Annotated in this window: 12 protein-coding genes; 8 read left to right on the top strand and 4 right to left on the bottom strand. The window is 61.9% G+C overall.

The annotated features are described in order from the left end of the window. The first annotated feature begins 210 nt into the window (after positions 1-210). Positions 211-1,995, top strand: coding sequence for a thiamine pyrophosphate-binding protein (locus sake_RS12485; protein ID WP_178946179.1), 1,785 nt, complete (start codon positions 211-213; stop codon positions 1,993-1,995). 74 nt (positions 1,996-2,069) lie between these two features. On the opposite strand, the gene sake_RS12480 is transcribed toward sake_RS12485, so the two are convergent. Beyond that, positions 2,070-4,118 carry a family 16 glycosylhydrolase gene (locus tag sake_RS12480; protein ID WP_178946178.1) on the bottom strand — a complete coding sequence of 683 codons (2,049 nt, stop codon included), beginning with the start codon at positions 4,116-4,118 and terminating at the stop codon, positions 2,070-2,072. A gap of 247 nt (positions 4,119-4,365) precedes the next feature. On the opposite strand from sake_RS12480, the gene sake_RS12475 reads away from it, so the two are divergent. Continuing rightward, the gene (locus tag sake_RS12475; protein ID WP_165000997.1) at positions 4,366-5,328 is read left to right on the top strand and encodes an alpha/beta hydrolase; all 963 of its coding nucleotides are present in this window, start codon (positions 4,366-4,368) and stop codon (positions 5,326-5,328) included. 20 nt (positions 5,329-5,348) lie between these two features. Here the strand turns inward: sake_RS12475 and sake_RS12470 are convergent, their stop codons facing one another. The 3 genes from sake_RS12470 to sake_RS12460 form a co-directional block, all read right to left on the bottom strand. After that, positions 5,349-5,984 (bottom strand): DUF1345 domain-containing protein, encoded by a 636-nt coding sequence (locus sake_RS12470; RefSeq protein ID WP_129360207.1) that lies wholly within the window; start codon positions 5,982-5,984, stop codon positions 5,349-5,351. Between the two features lie 52 nt (positions 5,985-6,036). Further along, a complete protein-coding gene (locus sake_RS12465) occupies positions 6,037-7,377 on the bottom strand; it encodes an APC family permease (RefSeq protein ID WP_178946177.1) in 1,341 nt (446 codons plus the stop codon). A gap of 152 nt (positions 7,378-7,529) precedes the next feature. Further along, on the bottom strand, positions 7,530-8,915 hold the full coding sequence (locus sake_RS12460; protein ID WP_129360209.1) for an MFS transporter: 1,386 nt from the start codon (positions 8,913-8,915) through the stop codon (positions 7,530-7,532). Between the two features lie 355 nt (positions 8,916-9,270). Here sake_RS12460 and sake_RS12455 point away from each other — a divergent pair, with 355 nt between their 5' ends. From sake_RS12455 to sake_RS12430, 6 genes are all read left to right on the top strand, one after another. After that, entirely contained in the window at positions 9,271-10,824 is a 1,554-nt protein-coding gene (locus sake_RS12455) for a fumarylacetoacetate hydrolase family protein (RefSeq protein ID WP_178946176.1), read from the top strand. Then, positions 10,821-11,531, top strand: coding sequence for a GntR family transcriptional regulator (locus sake_RS12450; protein WP_129360211.1), 711 nt, complete (start codon positions 10,821-10,823; stop codon positions 11,529-11,531). The genes sake_RS12455 and sake_RS12450 overlap by 4 nt, the downstream gene beginning before the upstream one ends. A 14-nt stretch (positions 11,532-11,545) precedes the next feature. Next, positions 11,546-13,060 carry a 5-carboxymethyl-2-hydroxymuconate semialdehyde dehydrogenase gene (gene hpaE / locus sake_RS12445; protein WP_178946175.1) on the top strand — a complete coding sequence of 505 codons (1,515 nt, stop codon included), beginning with the start codon at positions 11,546-11,548 and terminating at the stop codon, positions 13,058-13,060. 93 nt (positions 13,061-13,153) lie between these two features. Next, positions 13,154-14,263, top strand: coding sequence for a 3,4-dihydroxyphenylacetate 2,3-dioxygenase (gene hpaD / locus sake_RS12440; RefSeq protein ID WP_129360213.1), 1,110 nt, complete (start codon positions 13,154-13,156; stop codon positions 14,261-14,263). 104 nt (positions 14,264-14,367) lie between these two features. After that, entirely contained in the window at positions 14,368-15,153 is a 786-nt protein-coding gene (gene hpaH, locus sake_RS12435; RefSeq protein WP_129360214.1) for a 2-oxo-hept-4-ene-1,7-dioate hydratase, read from the top strand. Then, on the top strand, positions 15,138-15,917 hold the full coding sequence (locus sake_RS12430) for an HpcH/HpaI aldolase/citrate lyase family protein (RefSeq protein ID WP_178946174.1): 780 nt from the start codon (positions 15,138-15,140) through the stop codon (positions 15,915-15,917). The genes hpaH and sake_RS12430 overlap by 16 nt, the downstream gene beginning before the upstream one ends. Positions 15,918-16,040: the final 123 nt, after the last annotated feature.

Below are 16,040 nucleotides of genomic sequence, written 5' to 3'. Positions count from 1 at the left end.
TGGGCGAGGTGATGGTCCGGAACCGCGCGGGACTTCCTTCTTGATGCCCTCGCGCGGTAACGGTTGCGCAATCCGCCGGAAAGGCCTATGTTAGGCGTGTCCGACATCACAGGTTATGTCCGGTGTTCGAAAAAGGGACACTCAGCTACGGCGATCCCGGAGCGAGACATATATGGCTTACAAGTTCATATGTGGTTCCGGAGGAACATCATGCAATCCGTATCCGAAACGGTTGCGCGCGCCCTGACGCGCCATGTCGATCATTTTTTCTGCCTCATGGGCAACGGCAACGCCTATTTCATTGATGCCCTCGAACGTCTGGGCGTCCCGCCCATCCCCGTTCGCCACGAGACCGCTACTGTGGCCTCGGCCGATGCCTATTACCGGATGACCCGCAAAGTTGCGGTTGCGACCGCAACCTACGGGGCAGGGTTCACCAACGCGTTGACCTCCTTGGCCGAGGCCTCGCTGGCCAAAATGCCGCTTGTGCTGGTCGTGGGCTCCAAACCGACCACAGGCCCGCGGCCGTTGGACATCGACCAGACCATGACCGCCGAATCCATGGGCGTGCCCACATACACGGTGGGGGTGCAGGACGCGGGCAGCGTGACCATTGAGGCGCTCGCGGACGCGATCAGCAATTCGCGCCCCGTCGTCCTGGCGATCCCCTACGACCTCGCGCCTGAATTGATCGGCGAACGGGGGGAAATCATTCCGGATCTCCCCGAGGCAGAGCCGTTGCCTCGGGCCGACCAGGTGCTTGCGGCCAAGATCGCCCACACACTCGCCGACGCACAACGTCCCCTGATTCTCGCCGGACGTGGGGCTCTGGAGGCTCGTTCCGATCTCCGCTCGCTCGCGGAAGCCCTCGGGGCCGACGTCGCAACGACCGTCCCGACGCAGGGGTACTTCTCCGTTGCGGCCGACCGGGTCCCCAATTATCGTGACCTCGGAGTATGCGGCGGGTTCTCCGCACCGTTGGCGGCCCGGGAGATCGCCGCGGCTGACGTCGTCCTCGTGGTCGGTGCGGGGCTCAACCAGTTCACGATGGCTCTAGGGAATGCATTCGGGGACAAGGCGTGCGTGATTCAGATTGGTATCACCGACGAAGCCACGAACCCCCGGGTGGACCAGTATTGCCGGTCCGATTCCCGCGACGCCGTTCGTTCGATTCGCGAGAACCTCGACCGGTTGGGCGTCTCCGGGCGCAAGCCGATCAGTTCCCCCACATCGGACGAGGCCCAGGAGCGGACCGAGGGGGTCGAGATCGCACCGGATGGCCGGCTCGATCCTCGACGCATCATGAGCCGCCTTAATGAGGTCCTGCCCGAGGACCGCGTGGTCTTCACGGACGGGGGCCATTTCATGCAGTGGCCGCTGACCTATCTCCGCGTTACCGAGCCGGACAGCCACATCACCGTGGGCACGCAATTCCAATCGATTGGGTTGGGCTTCCCTTCGGCTGCTGGTGTCGTGACCGCCGCGGGCGACCGTTTTCCCGTGCTGGTCTCTGGGGACGGTGGTGGTCTCATGGGGATCGCAGATGCGGAGACTTTCGTGCGAACGACCCGTCGCGGCGTGATCGTTTTCCTGAACGACGCCGGATACGGAGCCGAGGTGCATCAATATGCAGCGCGCGGATTGGCTCCGGAGCCCATGCTGATTCCCGATGTCGACTTCGCGGGGATCTTCGCGGCTCTCGGCGCGCGAGGGAGCACCGTTCGCAGCCTGGGCGACCTCGCCGACTTCGAGCAATGGGTGGCCAGTGGCGAGGACGGGACGTACGTCCTGGACTGCCGCATCACCAATAGCATCCGAGCAACGTGGATCGTCGAGGCCGTCGAAGAATCACGCAGGACGTCGCCGCACGTCGAAGAAATGTTGGGGATGGGCCGGCCTGCCCCGGAATCGCCACAATCAGCCGGAGCCGCTGCCTCGCAAAGCGGCGACGAAGGGAAAACGGGCGGGGCCGGTGACCGGCACATGCACGTCTAGTCCTCTACGGCGCACGTCTTCATGAGCAGGCGGCCAGGAGCCTCGAGCTCCTGGCCGCCTTGTGATTGTCTGCCCTATCTGCGCTCGGCCGTGATCGGGCGGTCCCTGTGCCAGGTCACGGTTCCGTGCTGGAACGTTTGCCGGACCCCGCCGTCGCCGGTGGGGGACTCTTCACCGGTCGGGTAACCGAGCCACCCGTTTTCCCAACCGGAGTCGGCCCAATAGGACTTGATCGCACCGCCGGTGGCATGTGCGCCCGTGCTCGGCGACCAGTGGATCTGGCCCCCATCGAAGACCTGGGAGGCTCCATTTCTGAGTTTCTGCTCGCCGGTGCGGGGATACCCGAGTTTTCCGGATTCCCACTGATATTGACCGTATCGCCCGAGGATCGCACCGTTGACAGGATGTACTGTGCCTGTGCGAGCGTCCCAGAAGAGGGTTCCGTTCTGGAAAGTTTGGGATGCTCCGCCTCCGGCGAGGCCCGTGAACTCATCGCTGGTCGGATATCCGAGCCAACCGTTCTCCCAGCCCTGACCTGCCCAGTGCGCCTGGATGGCCCCGCCGCTGGCGTGTCCGCCCGTGCTCGGCGACCAGTGGACCTGACCGCCCTGGAAGCTTTGCGACGCGCCACCCTTCAGCTGGCGTTCATCCGATGTGGGCAGGCCGAGCAGGCCGCCCGCCGCACCGTGGGCTTCATAGGACCCCTTGATGCCGCCACGGACGGAGTGAGCCCCCGTGCTCTCGGACCAGTAGACCAACCCGTTCTCGAAAGTCTGGACCCGGGATCCCGGTACTTCTGCATCGCGTTCACCCGTCACCGGTTCTCCGAGCCAAGCGGATTCTTTCCACTTGGACTTGATGGCGCCGGTGGGGAAGACATCCTCGCGGGGCGACATGCGAATGTAGTCGACCTTGTCCACTCGTGCAGGGAACGGCCGATCGGCGCGGGGCGGGTTGATCCAGCCGGTGTCGGTCGGGAAAGCCAACGAATCGATGATCGCCTGATATGGGTTCTCGTTCAGGGTCGCGCGGAACTCCTCGTCGCTCATCCCTACCGTGGAACTCGTGGTTTCGGGGGTTTGACCCCAGCTGGAGGGAACCAGCTGACCATCCAGGTAATACCGGATCGCGTACCCGTCCCACGTCATTTTGAAGTTGTGCCATGCGCCTGCGATCTGGGTATCGAGCTTGTGGGCATCGCGCTTGGTCCCGCTTCCTCCGTCGTCCTGTTTGGTGCACGAGATATGTGAGGTATTGGTTGTGTAGGAGTGCTGGCTGAACACCTCCATGGTGTCCAGCTCCGAAATGGCCGATTTCTCGATCCCTGCTTGCGTGCAATACGGCTGGTTGTTGCGGATCCATGCCGCGAAGTGGAGGCCATCGACAACGTCATCCGACATTCGCGCCCGAACGTCCATTTCGAAAGGCGCGTTGTAAATGAAGTCCGTATTGATCCGGCCCGAGGTGTATACCGTTCGGGTTCCGCTGGGGCATACGGCACCGCCCGGGCTGACGGTTTGGGCCGAAGGCTCTTGCGAACCGGCCAGGCAGTGGCGCTCGGTCCTGATCTCGAGGTTTCCGTCTTTGACCGAAACATTTTCCGGCGTGTACACGGTGTTCCCGTTGTTTCCGAGGTTCGCAGCACGGGTCGTGTAGACCGACCATTGGCTCGACGGCAGCGCGGAGGGGTCGTTGAACTCGTCCCCTGCCTCGAGAGAATAGGAGGGACGATCTCGGTACGTCGTCTCCCACCGTGTCGTACCGGTCAGAACGGTCGCCGAGCCCGCTGATTTGGCAGTTACCGTGATGGGGGCGCCGGGGGCTATGCCCTCGTCCTCGGTGTAGGTGCCGGGTTTGGCGTAGGGGAGACCCTCTTTGGTGATGTTCTTGCCGGCGACGTCGATGTAGTAGCGCACACCGGCGTCTGACGGGATATAAACGGTCCGAGCGATTTCGTTGAACGTTGGTCCCTTGGGGGTGACTTCGGTGGCTGCGGCGGTACCCGACTCGACGGCTCGGGCAGGAGCGGTTACTGCAGGAGCGGGGCCGCACGACAGGGTGATGGCAAGGACCGTTGCGACGCTTATGCGCGTGATCCTCCTCGACAGTGGGGAGAAATTCATTGTGGACTCTTCACAGTTTGGCCATTGAGGCGGAAAAACCTGGGTACTACCAGTGAAGATACCCCAAATTCTTGATTTGTCCGGCCTATGCCGGAAAGTTAACGTTTGTAGCCGGTCAATGATGTTTATATCGAAGTTAGGCTGAAGTGTAACCTCTATCAGTCGGGTCGTGTTCGAAGACATCGTCAGGACACGTTGCGAAGGGGTACCGAGGACCAGTTCGCTGATTTTTGTGGAAAGGACCCTAGTGGCGGTCGACCAGCCTGTGACCATGTGGAAAGTGCGAACCGGAAAAACCATAGTTGTTTTCGTGGTGGTTCTGCTGCTCGTCTCGTGCACGGCACATTCATCCGACGAACCCCCTCACCTGAGTGTTCAGAATTCCACCGTGGCGTTGGCCGAGCAGCCCGTGGCGGAAAGAAGCGGGCTGCAAATTGAACGAATCAATTACCCCGTTCAGGGGCAGGCGGATCCGTCCCAGAATTGGGGTGACTTGTATCTACCGGGTGGGATTCACAAAGAAAAGACGGTTCCCATGGTCGTTCTCGTCCATGGAGGGGCATGGCATCACTCCATCGGCGCGGACAAATTCAGCAAATACGCCCGAGCAATCGCGGCTCGTGGCGTGGCGGTTTACAACATCGAGTACCGACGCGTCGGTTCCGGCGGGGGCTGGCCGACGACCTTCACCGACGTCTCCTCGGCCTTGGATTACGTACCGCAATTGATGAACAATCATGCGGAGCTGTCCGGACGATCGGAAGTGGTCGGTCACAGCGCCGGAGCCCAACTGGCCGTTTGGGCGAGTACCCGCGGCGCTGCCCACAGGGATCGATTGGGCGGACAGCCGAAGTACCGGCCGGACCGGATTGTCTCCCTGTCCGGACCTCTGGACATGACCTACGCGTCCAGGAAAAGTGGCGAGGACATGTACAACGCATTGGGCGGTCCCCCGTCACAGGTCGCCTCCCGGTATGCCGAGGTCGACCCCATACAGAATATCGATACGGGCATCCCCGTGACCGCGGTCCACGGCACCGCGGACTCGGTGGTCACCTGGCAGAATTCGCAACGGTACATCCAGGCGGTCCAGCAGGGCGGTGGCCTTGCGAGCCTTCATTTAATGTCCGGAGATACTCACGGCTCATTCCTCAAGCCCGGGGGCGTGCATTACAACGACGTCCTGGACATCATTACCCAGGGCATGTGAGGTTCGGCAGGCAGCCGAACCTAGGTGAAGATCCCGGACACGAGGCTCACACCGGTTGCCAGTATCACGGTACCGAAAACGAAGGACAGCAGCCCGTGGCGCAGCACGATGGCGCGCAATCTTCTCGTCATCACTCCGACGTCGGTGGTTCCATAGGTCATGCCGACCATGAAACTGAAGTAGAGAAAGTCGACGTAACAAGGTTTCCCGGGCTCCCCGAAATCCAGGCCCCCTGCCTTGTCGCCGCTGAAATAGAAGTGGGCGTACTGGGTCGTGTACATCATGTGGAGCATCGCCCAGGAGAGAAAAACCCCGGCCAAGCCTATGAGAGCTGCGAGGGAACCGCGGCCCGAATCGTCGATGACCATGACCATGACCATTCCAACCATGCTGACGACCGCGGCGATGGTGATCAGGAGTTCTTCCAATACCGGGTTGTACTGCTCGCGCAGTGAATGCCGTTGTGTCTGGTCCGCGTCCATGGGCCACAGGATGGCCCCATTGAGTGCCACGAAAGCCAGTGCCACGACGGTCAGGCCCACCAGGACTCCCCATTTCACGTCCGCGCCAAGCGTCGTGAAGAACGCCGCCAAAACCCCCAGCGCCAGGGAATACAGGAGACGCATGTGGGCGGAGAGCGGAAGGAATCTGCGCATGGCCTCACCCTATAAGAGGTGCACTCTCGCGGAGACCCCCCCCGGCGGACCTCTAGATGTCCGACATATCCGGTGGAGCCTGCCTGAACCCTCGGGTAATGAACCCCAGCACGACGACGCCGAGGCAGAACCAGATGATGCCGACCGTGAGCGCATGGACGTCGAGCTGCGTGATGAGGAAAATGCTGATGACCGCCCCGATGATGGGGAGCAGGACGTAGGCAATGACGCTGTGGCGCCTACCCTGGCGCCGTTGCCTGAAGAAGTAGAAGATCACCGAGACGTTCACCGCTGTGAAGGCAATGAAGGCGCCGAAGTTGATGAACGACGTCGAGGTCGCGACGTCCATCAGCATTCCGCCCAGACCGATCACACCGGTGATCACGATGTTGATGACCGGGGTGTGGAACTTGCTGTTGAGCCGGCCGAAGATCTTTTTCGGGAGCGTGCCGTCGCGGCCCATCGCGTAGAGCAAGCGCGAGGCACTGGCTTGTGCCGCAATACCGGACGCGAACTGGGCGATCACGAGTCCGGCAAGGAAAATCGCCGCGAAGAGAGAGCCGCCGATCTGCAGGGCGACGTCGCTCGCGGCCGAGTCGGGGTCGGGGAAACTGCCACCGGGGTGGACCAGCTGCGTGGCGTAGGAAACCACGACGAAGATCGCTCCGCCGATCAGGGCAATCAGGAGGATCGCCCGGGGCATGTTCTTCTTCGGCTCGATCGTTTCTTCGGTGAGAGTCGTGATCGCGTCAAAACCCAGGAAAGAGTACGCTGCGATGGCTGCTCCGCTGGTGATCGCGGTAATGCTGGTGGACGAGTTCACGAACGGTTGCACGCTGAGCAACGAACCTGCGCCCCGGTCTGAGACGACCGAAGCGATGCACAGCGCAACGAAGATCACAATGACCAACATCTGAAAGGCCATCAGAAGGAAATTGGCTTTGTCGGCGACCTTGATTCCGAGGATATTGAGCGCGGTCGTGATCGCCATATACATCACGATCCATATCCCGATCGGTACTGACGGGAACTGTGCCGTCAGGTACGAACCGCCGATGAGCCAGATGACCAGTGGCAAGAAGAGGTAATCCAGCAACATGGTCCAGCCGACCAGGAAACCCGTGCGGGGCTCGATCGAGCGCCGCACATACGTGTATGCGGAACCCGCCACTGGGTGAGCGATTGCCATGCGCCCGTAACTGTGGGCGGTGAACATCATGGCCACGAGGGCCACGAGGTACGCGGACGATGCCGCCCCACCCGTCGTCTCGGCGATGACGCCGAAGATGCCCAGAACGATCAAGGGCGCCAAGTAGGCGAGCCCGAAAAGGACCAGCGAAGGGAGGGTGAGAGTTCGCGTCAGGTGTGTGCCTTCGCTGGATGCTGTGCTCATGGGATAACTGCCTTTGTGCCGGGACAACAAACGTGACCTGAGCGATACTAAACCACGCCGTGCAGTCTGACCGCATTGAAGGTCCTGGTCCCAGATCCCGACACGCCCCGGTTGTGTTCGCAAACCGGGGCGTGTCGGGGACTCGTCGGGTGTTACTTCTTGGCGAAGACGAGCGGGCTGACCGACTGCTCCTTTTCGCTGCCGTGGCCCAGCGGAATGCCCGTGCGGTCCCGGAGCAGGAGCGTTGCGACCATTCCCAGGACCACCATGATGCACAAGTAGATGGTGATGGAATGAGTACTGCCGGTTGCGTTCAGCAGTGCTTGGGCGATGGTCGGTGCAAAGGCGCCGCCGACGATCGCGCCGATCGCGTACGAGATCGAGACTCCTGAGAACCTCACCGAGGCGGGGAAGAGCTCGGTGTACGTCGCCGACTGCTGTCCGTAGGTGAATCCGAGCCCAATCGTCAGAATGGTCAGGCCCAAGAACAGCATTCCGATGCTTCCGGTGTTGACGATGGGGAAGAGCGCCACAATTCCTGCGAAGAGGAGGATCCAACCCAGGATGTAGGAGTTGCGTCTGCCCATCTTGTCCGACGCCCAACCGGCGATGAGCGTGAAGATCAGCCACGTGACCGCGGATCCGGTGACGGCAAGAAGTACTGGGCCGCGTTCGAAGCCGAGGGGGCCGTCCGGATTCGTCGCGTAGCTCTGGATGAATCCACCGGTGGTCATGTATCCGGCGGCATTGTTGCCCGCGAAGATCAACGCCGCGAAAATGACGAGGAGGCCGTGCTTCTTGAACAAAACACCGATGGGGGCCTTGCGCTCGTCCTTGAGTTCAGCGATTTCGGTGAAAACGGGTGATTCTTCCACGCCGTGACGAATCCAGTATCCGACGGCAATGAGCACCACGCTCATCAGGAACGGAACGCGCCATCCCCATTCCATGAAGGCATCGCCCGGTGCGATGGCAGTCATGAGGGTCAGCATTCCCGAGGCCATGAGCAGTCCGAGGGGGACGCCGATCTGCGGTGACGAGCCGTAGAGGCCGCGACGATCCACAGGAGCATGTTCCACGGCCATCAAGGCAGCTCCGCCCCATTCGCCACCTGCGGAGACGCCCTGGAGCAGGCGCAGAAGGATCAACAGAATGGGGGCGGCGGCGCCGATGCTCGCGTGCGTCGGAAGAACGCCGATCAATGTGGTCGAGGCTCCCATTCCGATCAGGGTGACCATCAGAACTCGCTTGCGGCCCCACTTGTCGCCCAAGTGACCGGCGATGAATGCGCCGAGAGGTCGGAAGAGAAAGCTGAGACCCACGCTCATGAAGGACACGATTACGGAGGCTTGCGGGCCCAGCGGTCCGAAGAACAGTTTGCCGAAGACCAGCCCGGCGGCCGAGGCGTAGAGGAAGAAGTCGTACCACTCGATGCTCGTGCCGATCACTGTTCCGGCAATCACACGACGTTGTTCCTTGGCTTGCTCGACGGTACGCAGTGCGGCCGTCGTGGTGGTTGGGTCATGTTGGGCCGTCATCTCAGACTCCTTTGTCTTACGGTGCGGGATTGGTACGGCACTGAGTGTCAGCGTGGTAATCCAGGAGGTAACGTGATCCAGGATACGAAGTATATGATTTTGAATAATATACGATCCCATCATCGGGTCAAGATGAGACGTCGAAGACACCGAGGTCTCACGATCGCAGTTCGGGGTGGGTGATCCGTTGGGGTGATGGTTTTGCGCGGCATGGCAGGCTTCTGGTCGTCAGTAGTGTCATCTCTGCCGGGCGCCCCGGCCCCGAATCCCACTGCGAATGTGACGCGGTGTACTTGTTGCCAAATCTGAAATGATATACGATCTGACATGAATCAAGCATCAATGAGGAGGCTGGATGTCCACCCCGTATGAGGTCCCCGAGCAGGCAGTGAACCGGCAGGAGAGCGGCATCGCCGAGGTGCCGGTGCAACCCGGCAAGATCATCGCGGTTCACGTCGCGTACGAGTCGCGCGCTGCACAGCGAGGCCGACGTCCCGCGAATCCTTCCTATTTTATGAAACCCGCGAGCTCCCTGGCCGGATCCGGCGCTGAGATCGAGCGTCCGGCAGGAACCGAGCTCTTGGCTTTCGAGGGCGAGATCGCCCTGGTGATCGGCCGGCAGGCGCGCAATGTGGCGCTCGAGGAAGCCTGGAATTACGTTGGCTCGGTCACGGCCTCCAACGACTTCGGTATTTACGATTACCGCGCGGTGGACAAGGGCTCGAACCTTCGCAACAAGGGCCGTGACGGTTATACACCGCTCGGCCCCGATCTGATCGATGCCCGTCAGGTGGATCCGACGGCCCTCCGGGTGCGTACCTGGGTCAACGGAAGCCTGGTCCAAGAAGATGGCACATCTTGCGAGCGGTTGATCTTCCCTCTCGCGCAATTCGTCGCCGACCTTTCCCAGCACGTCACGCTCGACCCGGGCGACGTGATCCTGACCGGAACGCCCGCAGGATCGAGCGTCGTGAAGCCCGGCGACGTCGTCGAGGTCGAGGTAGATGCGCCGAGCGCCTCCGGTGCCCCCACTTCCGGGCGGTTGTCGACGCGCGTTGTCGAAGGAACCGGCCAATTCGACGAAACCCTGGGCGCTCTGCCCTCCGTGGACGACAAGCAGCGCGAAGAAGCTTGGGGCTCCCGCGAAGCGGCCGGACTCCCCGAACCGGCGAATTCTTGCGAACTTCCCGGGGACCTGCGGGAACGACTCGCTGAATTGCCGACCGCGGGTCTGTCGGCCCAACTTCGGCAACGTGGGCTGAACCAGGTCAGCATCGAGGGCGTGCGCCCCTCGATCCCAGGAAGCAAGCTTGTGGGGGTGGCCAAAACCCTGCGGTTCGTCCCTGCCCGCGAGGACCTGTTCACAAAACACGGCGGCGGCTACAACGCTCAGAAGCAGGCGTTCGACGCCGTCGGTCCGGGTGAGGTCATCGTGATCGAAGCACGCGGAGAATCCGGTTCGGGGACCCTCGGAGACATTCTGGCGCTGCGGGCCAAGAGCCGCGGGGCCGCAGGTGTGGTGACCGATGGCGGGGTTCGTGATTCGGCGGCCGTCCGGGACATCGGGCTGCCGGTGTTCTCAACCGCATCGCACCCGGCAGTGCTGGGCCGAAAGCACGTTCCGTGGGAATCCGACGTAGCCGTGGCATGCGGCAACGCGACCGTCCTACCCGGCGACGTCATCGTGGGGGATGACGACGGAGTCATCGTAATCCCGCGGGATTTGGTCGAAGACGTGGTGTCCGGGGCCGAGGCCAAGGAGACCCAGGATGCCTGGGTCGCGGAACGGGTCGCCGAGGGCCATCCGGTGGACGGTTTGTTCCCGCCGGTCGGACAGTGGAAAGAGCAGTACCAGACATGGCTGTCCTCCCGTGAGGATTCCGCCACTAACCAGGAAGATCACGCATGATCCAGACCCAGGAGACTCGGGTGCCGTCGAGCGGCTTGAGCAAAGCGCAGCGAGCTTACCAGTGGCTCAAACAGAAGATTTCGCGGCAGGAATTCACCCCGGGATATCGGCTCGTCCTGAGCACCATCGCCCAGCAACTCGATATGTCGGTGGTGCCGGTACGAGAGGCCATTCGGCAACTTGAGGCGGAAGGCCTGGTAACTTTCCAGCGGAATGTCGGCGCCCAGGTGGCCATGGTCGATGAATCCCGGTACCGCTCGTCGATGGAGACCCTGGGAATTCTGGAAGGTGCGGCAACCGCGCTCGCCGCACCGAACCTCGGCACGGAGGACCTTCGCCGAGCACGCGAACTCAATGACCGCCTCGCGGCTTCCTTGGACGACTTCGATCCTCATGCATTCACTCAGACCAACCACGAGTTCCACCAGGTTCTCTTCGCTCGGTGCCCCAATGAGCGACTCACCGAATTGGTCAGTGCCGAATGGGAGCGACTGGGTCACTTGCGAGATTCGACCTTCTCCTTCGTCCCCGGGCGTGCTCGCGAATCCGTCGAAGAACATGCTCACGTGCTCGAACTCATCGAGAACGGGGCGAGCGGTGTGGAGATCGAGCGGGCGGCACGCGGACACCGTCAGAACACCCTGACGAGCTACCTGAAGAACAAGCAATCGACCGCAGATTCTGAAGACTTCACCACGAATTCCTGATCGAAGGGAGCATTATGACAACCGAAAACACCACATCCACTGCCCAGCCGAAGGGTCTTCCGGAGACCATCCGCCACTACATCGGCGGGACATCGGTTGATTCCAAGGACGGCGAGACCTTCGACGTGATCAATCCCGTCACGAACAAGCCGTACATCACGGCAGCCGCGGGCAAGAAGGCCGATATCGACGACGCCGTCGCCGCGGCGAAGAAGGCGTTCGACGAAGGCCCCTGGCCCAAGATGCTCCCTCGGGAACGTGCGCGAATTCTGAACAAGATCGCGGATATCGTGGAGGAACGCGGCGACCAGCTGGCAGAGATGGAGTGCTACGACACGGGCCTCCCGATCACACAGGCCTTGAGCCAAGGGCGGCGCGCCGCGGAGAATTTCCGTTTCTTCGCGGACCTGATCGTTGCCCAGCACGACGACGCCTTCAAGGTCCCGGGACGCCAGGCCAATTACGTCAATCGCAAGCCCATCGGTGTCGCGGGCCTGATCACGCCGTGGAACACGCCGTTCATGCTGGAATCCTGGAAGCTCGCCCCCGCGATCGCGACGGGCAACACCGTGGTCCTCAAGCCGGCGGAGTTCACCCCGCTCTCGGCCTCGTTGTGGGCCGGAATCTTCGAGGAAGCCGGTCTTCCTGAGGGCGTCTTCAACCTGGTCAATGGCTTCGGCGAAGATGCGGGCGATGCCCTCGTCAAGCACCCGGACGTCCCCCTGATCTCTTTCACGGGCGAGTCCAAGACCGGCCAGTTGATCTTCTCCAACGCTGCACCGTATCTCAAGGGGTTGTCGATGGAACTGGGTGGCAAGTCGCCCGCGGTCGTCTTCGACGACGCCGATCTGGAAGCCGCGATCAACGCGACCGTCTTCGGCGTCTTTTCCTTGAACGGCGAGCGGTGCACCGCCGGTTCTCGTATTCTCGTGCAGCGCGGTGTCTATGACGAATTCGTCGAGCGCTACGCCGCACAGGCCAAGCGGGTCAAGGTCGGCCTGCCCTCCGAATCCACGACCGAGGTCGGTGCGCTCGTACACCCGGAGCATTTCGAAAAGGTCATGAGCTACGTGGAACTCGGCAAGTCCGAGGGTCGCTTGGTCGCCGGCGGGGGCCGTCCCGAAGGCTTCGAGGAAGGAAACTTCGTGGCTCCCACGGTATTTGTGGATGTCCCCTCGGACGCGCGGATTTTCCAGGAAGAGATCTTCGGCCCGGTCGTCGCGATCACCCCCTTCGATACCGAGGAAGAGGCTCTGGAGCTGGCCAACAACACCAAGTACGGGCTCGCCGCATACATCTGGACCAACGACCTCAAACGGGCACACAACTTCTCTCAGGCCGTCGACGCCGGGATGGTGTGGCTCAACTCCAACAACGTGCGTGACCTTCGCACGCCGTTCGGGGGTGTCAAGGCTTCCGGTCTTGGGCACGAAGGTGGTTACCGTTCGATCGATTTCTACACCGACCAGCAGGCCGTTCACATCAACCTCGGTGAAGTGCACAACCCGGTCTTCGGCAAAGCCGAGTGACCTTTTCGGCCGCAGATCTTGCGGCCGCCCGAATGGCCTGGCACGTGCGCCCGGCCTCCCAACCAACCCATCGATAGAGCAAGGACGCTTGAGATGACAGAAACAGTCGATAACCCGATTCCCACCCCCTCGGTCCCTGCGCCGGACATCCTTCGTTGCGCGTACATGGAACTGATCGTGACCGATCTGAAGAAGTCCCGCGAATTCTACGTAGACCTCTTGGGCCTTGTCGTGACGGAAGAAGACGACGAGGTGATCTACCTCCGGTCCATGGAGGAGTTCATCCACCACAATCTGATTATCCGTCAGGGTCCGGTGGCCGCGGTCCGCGCCTTCTCCTACCGTGTGCGCACGCCGGAGGACGTGGACAAAGCCGAGGCCTACTTCAAGGAAATGGGCTGCCGTACCGAGCGACGTCGCGACGGCTTCGTCAAAGGCATTGGTGACGCGGTCCGCGTGGAGGATCCGCTCGGATTTCCGTACGAATTCTTTTACGAAGTCGAGCACGTGGAGCGTCTCGCATGGCGTTACGACCTGTACGGGGCCGGTGCGCTGGTGCGGCTTGATCACTTCAACCAGGTCACGCCGGATGTTCCGCGGGCATGCCGGTACATGGAAGGCTTGGGATTCAGGATCACCGAGGACATTTCGGATTCGGAAGGCACCGAATACGCCGCGTGGATGCGTCGCAAAGCGACTGTGCATGACACTGCCATGACCGGCGGAAACGGTCCCCGGATGCACCACGTGGCCTTCGCAACCCACGAGAAGCACAACATTCTCTACATCTGCGACAAGATGGGCGCCCTCCGTCTTTCGGACCGGATCGAGCGCGGTCCAGGGCGCCACGGCGTGTCGAATGCGTTCTATCTCTACATCCTTGACCCGGATGACCACCGCATCGAGATCTACACCCAGGATTACTACACCGGCGACCCGGACAACCCCGTGGTCCACTGGGACGTCCACGACAACCAGCGACGTGACTGGTGGGGCAATCCCGTTGTGCCCTCGTGGTACACCGAGGCGTCCTTGGTTCTGGACCTCGACGGCAATCCGCAAGAAGTCCGTGAGCGTGACGACAAGTCGGAGATGGACGTGACGATCGGCGCGGACGGATTCTCCTACACGCGGTCCGACGACGAACAAGGCACCTACCGTGGGCAGGCGTCCAAGGGGTTCAAACTGGGGCACCAAGTCTAAAGAAACTCGATCCGAGGGGCTCCGCCGCCGGCAACATACACGGGCGGCGGAGCCCGTGCACCATCCACGGAATGCATCGACACGGAATGCATCGAAGGAGAGAAATGCTCGAGAACGAACAGCTCACGTCGATCGCGGACGAGCTCGCTTCGGCGGAGGAATCCCGCGGGATGATTCCGCGGCTGACCGCTCGGTTCCCCGATATGACGGTCGAGGATGCATACGCCGTCCAGAACGAATGGCGACGTCGAGGTGAGCAGGCGGGTCGCCGACTCGTTGGCCGTAAGATCGGCCTGACCTCCAAGGTCATGCAACAGGCCACCGGGATCACCGAACCGGATTATGGCGCGATCTTCGGCGATCAGGTTTATGAGAACGGTACGGTGATCGACCACGGTCAGTATTCCAATGTCCGTATCGAGGTCGAGCTCGCATTCGTGCTCAAGGAGGACCTTGAGGGCCCTGACGTCACGATCTACGACGTCCTCAGAGCTACCGAATACGTGACTCCGGCTCTGGAGGTCCTGAGCTCGCGCGTCGAGATGGAAGGTCGCACGATCGTCGACACCATCAGCGACAACGCTGCGCTGGGCGCCATGGTCCTAGGTGGCCGCCCGGTTGCCCCCGATGCCGTGGACCTGCGGTGGGTCTCTGCGATGCTGTACCGCAACGAGACGATCGAAGAGACCGGTGTCGCGGCGGCTGTGCTGAACCATCCGGCGGCCGGCGTCGTCTGGCTCGCGCGGAAACTCGCCGAACACGGGGATTTGCTCAAGGCGGGGGAGATCATCCTCGCCGGTTCCTTCACTCGCCCGATGTGGGTCGAGAAGGGGGACACCGTTCATGCCGATTACGGAGATTTGGGGTCCATCACATGCCGTTTCGTGTAGAACTTCCGGAAACCTTCGCCAGCGCGTTGGACGCCGCGGACCGGCCCCTTGTGGGCATGTGGGTTTGTTCGGGCTCCCCGGTCGCGGCAGAAATCGCCGGGTGCTCGGGACTGGACTGGGTCCTGCTGGACGGGGAGCACTCTCCGATCGGGCTGGAAACCACCGCTTCGCTGCTCAGAGCACTCGCTGCATATCCGACGACGCCGATGGTTCGAGTCCCCGAGCTGAATCCGGCGCTCATCAAGCAATTCCTCGACCTGGGTGCGCAAAACCTTCTGGTCCCCATGATCGATACCGCCGAGGAAGCGCGGCGGGCCGTCGAGGCCGTTCGATACCCCACAGGCGGGGTGCGCGGCGTCGGCTCGGCCCTGGCCCGGGCTTCTCGGTGGGGAGCCGTTGAGGGATATCTCGGTAGGGCGGAGGAGACCATCTCGCTCACCGTGCAGATCGAATCCGAGACCGCCGTGGCCAACGCCGACGAGATCGCGGCGGTCGACGGGGTGGACGCGATTTTCGTAGGCCCCTCGGACCTGGCCGCGTCGATGGGGGTATTGGGAGAACAGACCCACCCGGACGTCACCGCGGCCGTTCTGTCGGTCTTCGACAAGGTGCGTGCCGCGGGCAAGAGGGTCGGCGTCAACGCGTTCAACCACGAGCAGGCGCAGAAATACCTCGACGCTGGTGCGTCATTCGTACTGGTTGGCGCGGATGTTCAATTGCTGACGCAGGCCTCCCGGGACTTGGCGGAGAAGTTCATCGACTAAGGGCCCGCTCTTCGGCCTTTCCGAGCCAACATCGCGGTCCCGCCTTTGAGCACCCATTGCTCCGGATGATTTGCCTTGAAGACGCGAGAAAGAAACCGTCGAAAACATTCTTGCCGGCATAAT

Source organism: Kocuria sp. TGY1127_2, assembly GCF_013394385.1.
Lineage (GTDB): Bacteria > Actinomycetota > Actinomycetes > Actinomycetales > Micrococcaceae > Rothia.
The sequence above is the reverse complement of the archived record's forward strand: the minus strand, read 5'-3'. Positions and strand labels throughout refer to the sequence as shown.

Coding starts and splice junctions, on each gene's coding strand:
- sake_RS12485 (WP_178946179.1), top strand. CDS start 211: ATGCAATCCGTATCCGAAACGGTTGCGCGCGCCCTGACGCGCCATGTC.
- sake_RS12480 (WP_178946178.1), bottom strand. CDS start 4,118: ATGAATTTCTCCCCACTGTCGAGGAGGATCACGCGCATAAGCGTCGCA.
- sake_RS12470 (WP_129360207.1), bottom strand. CDS start 5,984: ATGCGCAGATTCCTTCCGCTCTCCGCCCACATGCGTCTCCTGTATTCC.
- sake_RS12465 (WP_178946177.1), bottom strand. CDS start 7,377: ATGAGCACAGCATCCAGCGAAGGCACACACCTGACGCGAACTCTCACC.
- sake_RS12460 (WP_129360209.1), bottom strand. CDS start 8,915: ATGACGGCCCAACATGACCCAACCACCACGACGGCCGCACTGCGTACC.
- sake_RS12455 (WP_178946176.1), top strand. CDS start 9,271: ATGTCCACCCCGTATGAGGTCCCCGAGCAGGCAGTGAACCGGCAGGAG.
- sake_RS12450 (WP_129360211.1), top strand. CDS start 10,821: ATGATCCAGACCCAGGAGACTCGGGTGCCGTCGAGCGGCTTGAGCAAA.
- hpaE (WP_178946175.1), top strand. CDS start 11,546: ATGACAACCGAAAACACCACATCCACTGCCCAGCCGAAGGGTCTTCCG.
- hpaD (WP_129360213.1), top strand. CDS start 13,154: ATGACAGAAACAGTCGATAACCCGATTCCCACCCCCTCGGTCCCTGCG.
- hpaH (WP_129360214.1), top strand. CDS start 14,368: ATGCTCGAGAACGAACAGCTCACGTCGATCGCGGACGAGCTCGCTTCG.
- sake_RS12430 (WP_178946174.1), top strand. CDS start 15,138: ATGCCGTTTCGTGTAGAACTTCCGGAAACCTTCGCCAGCGCGTTGGAC.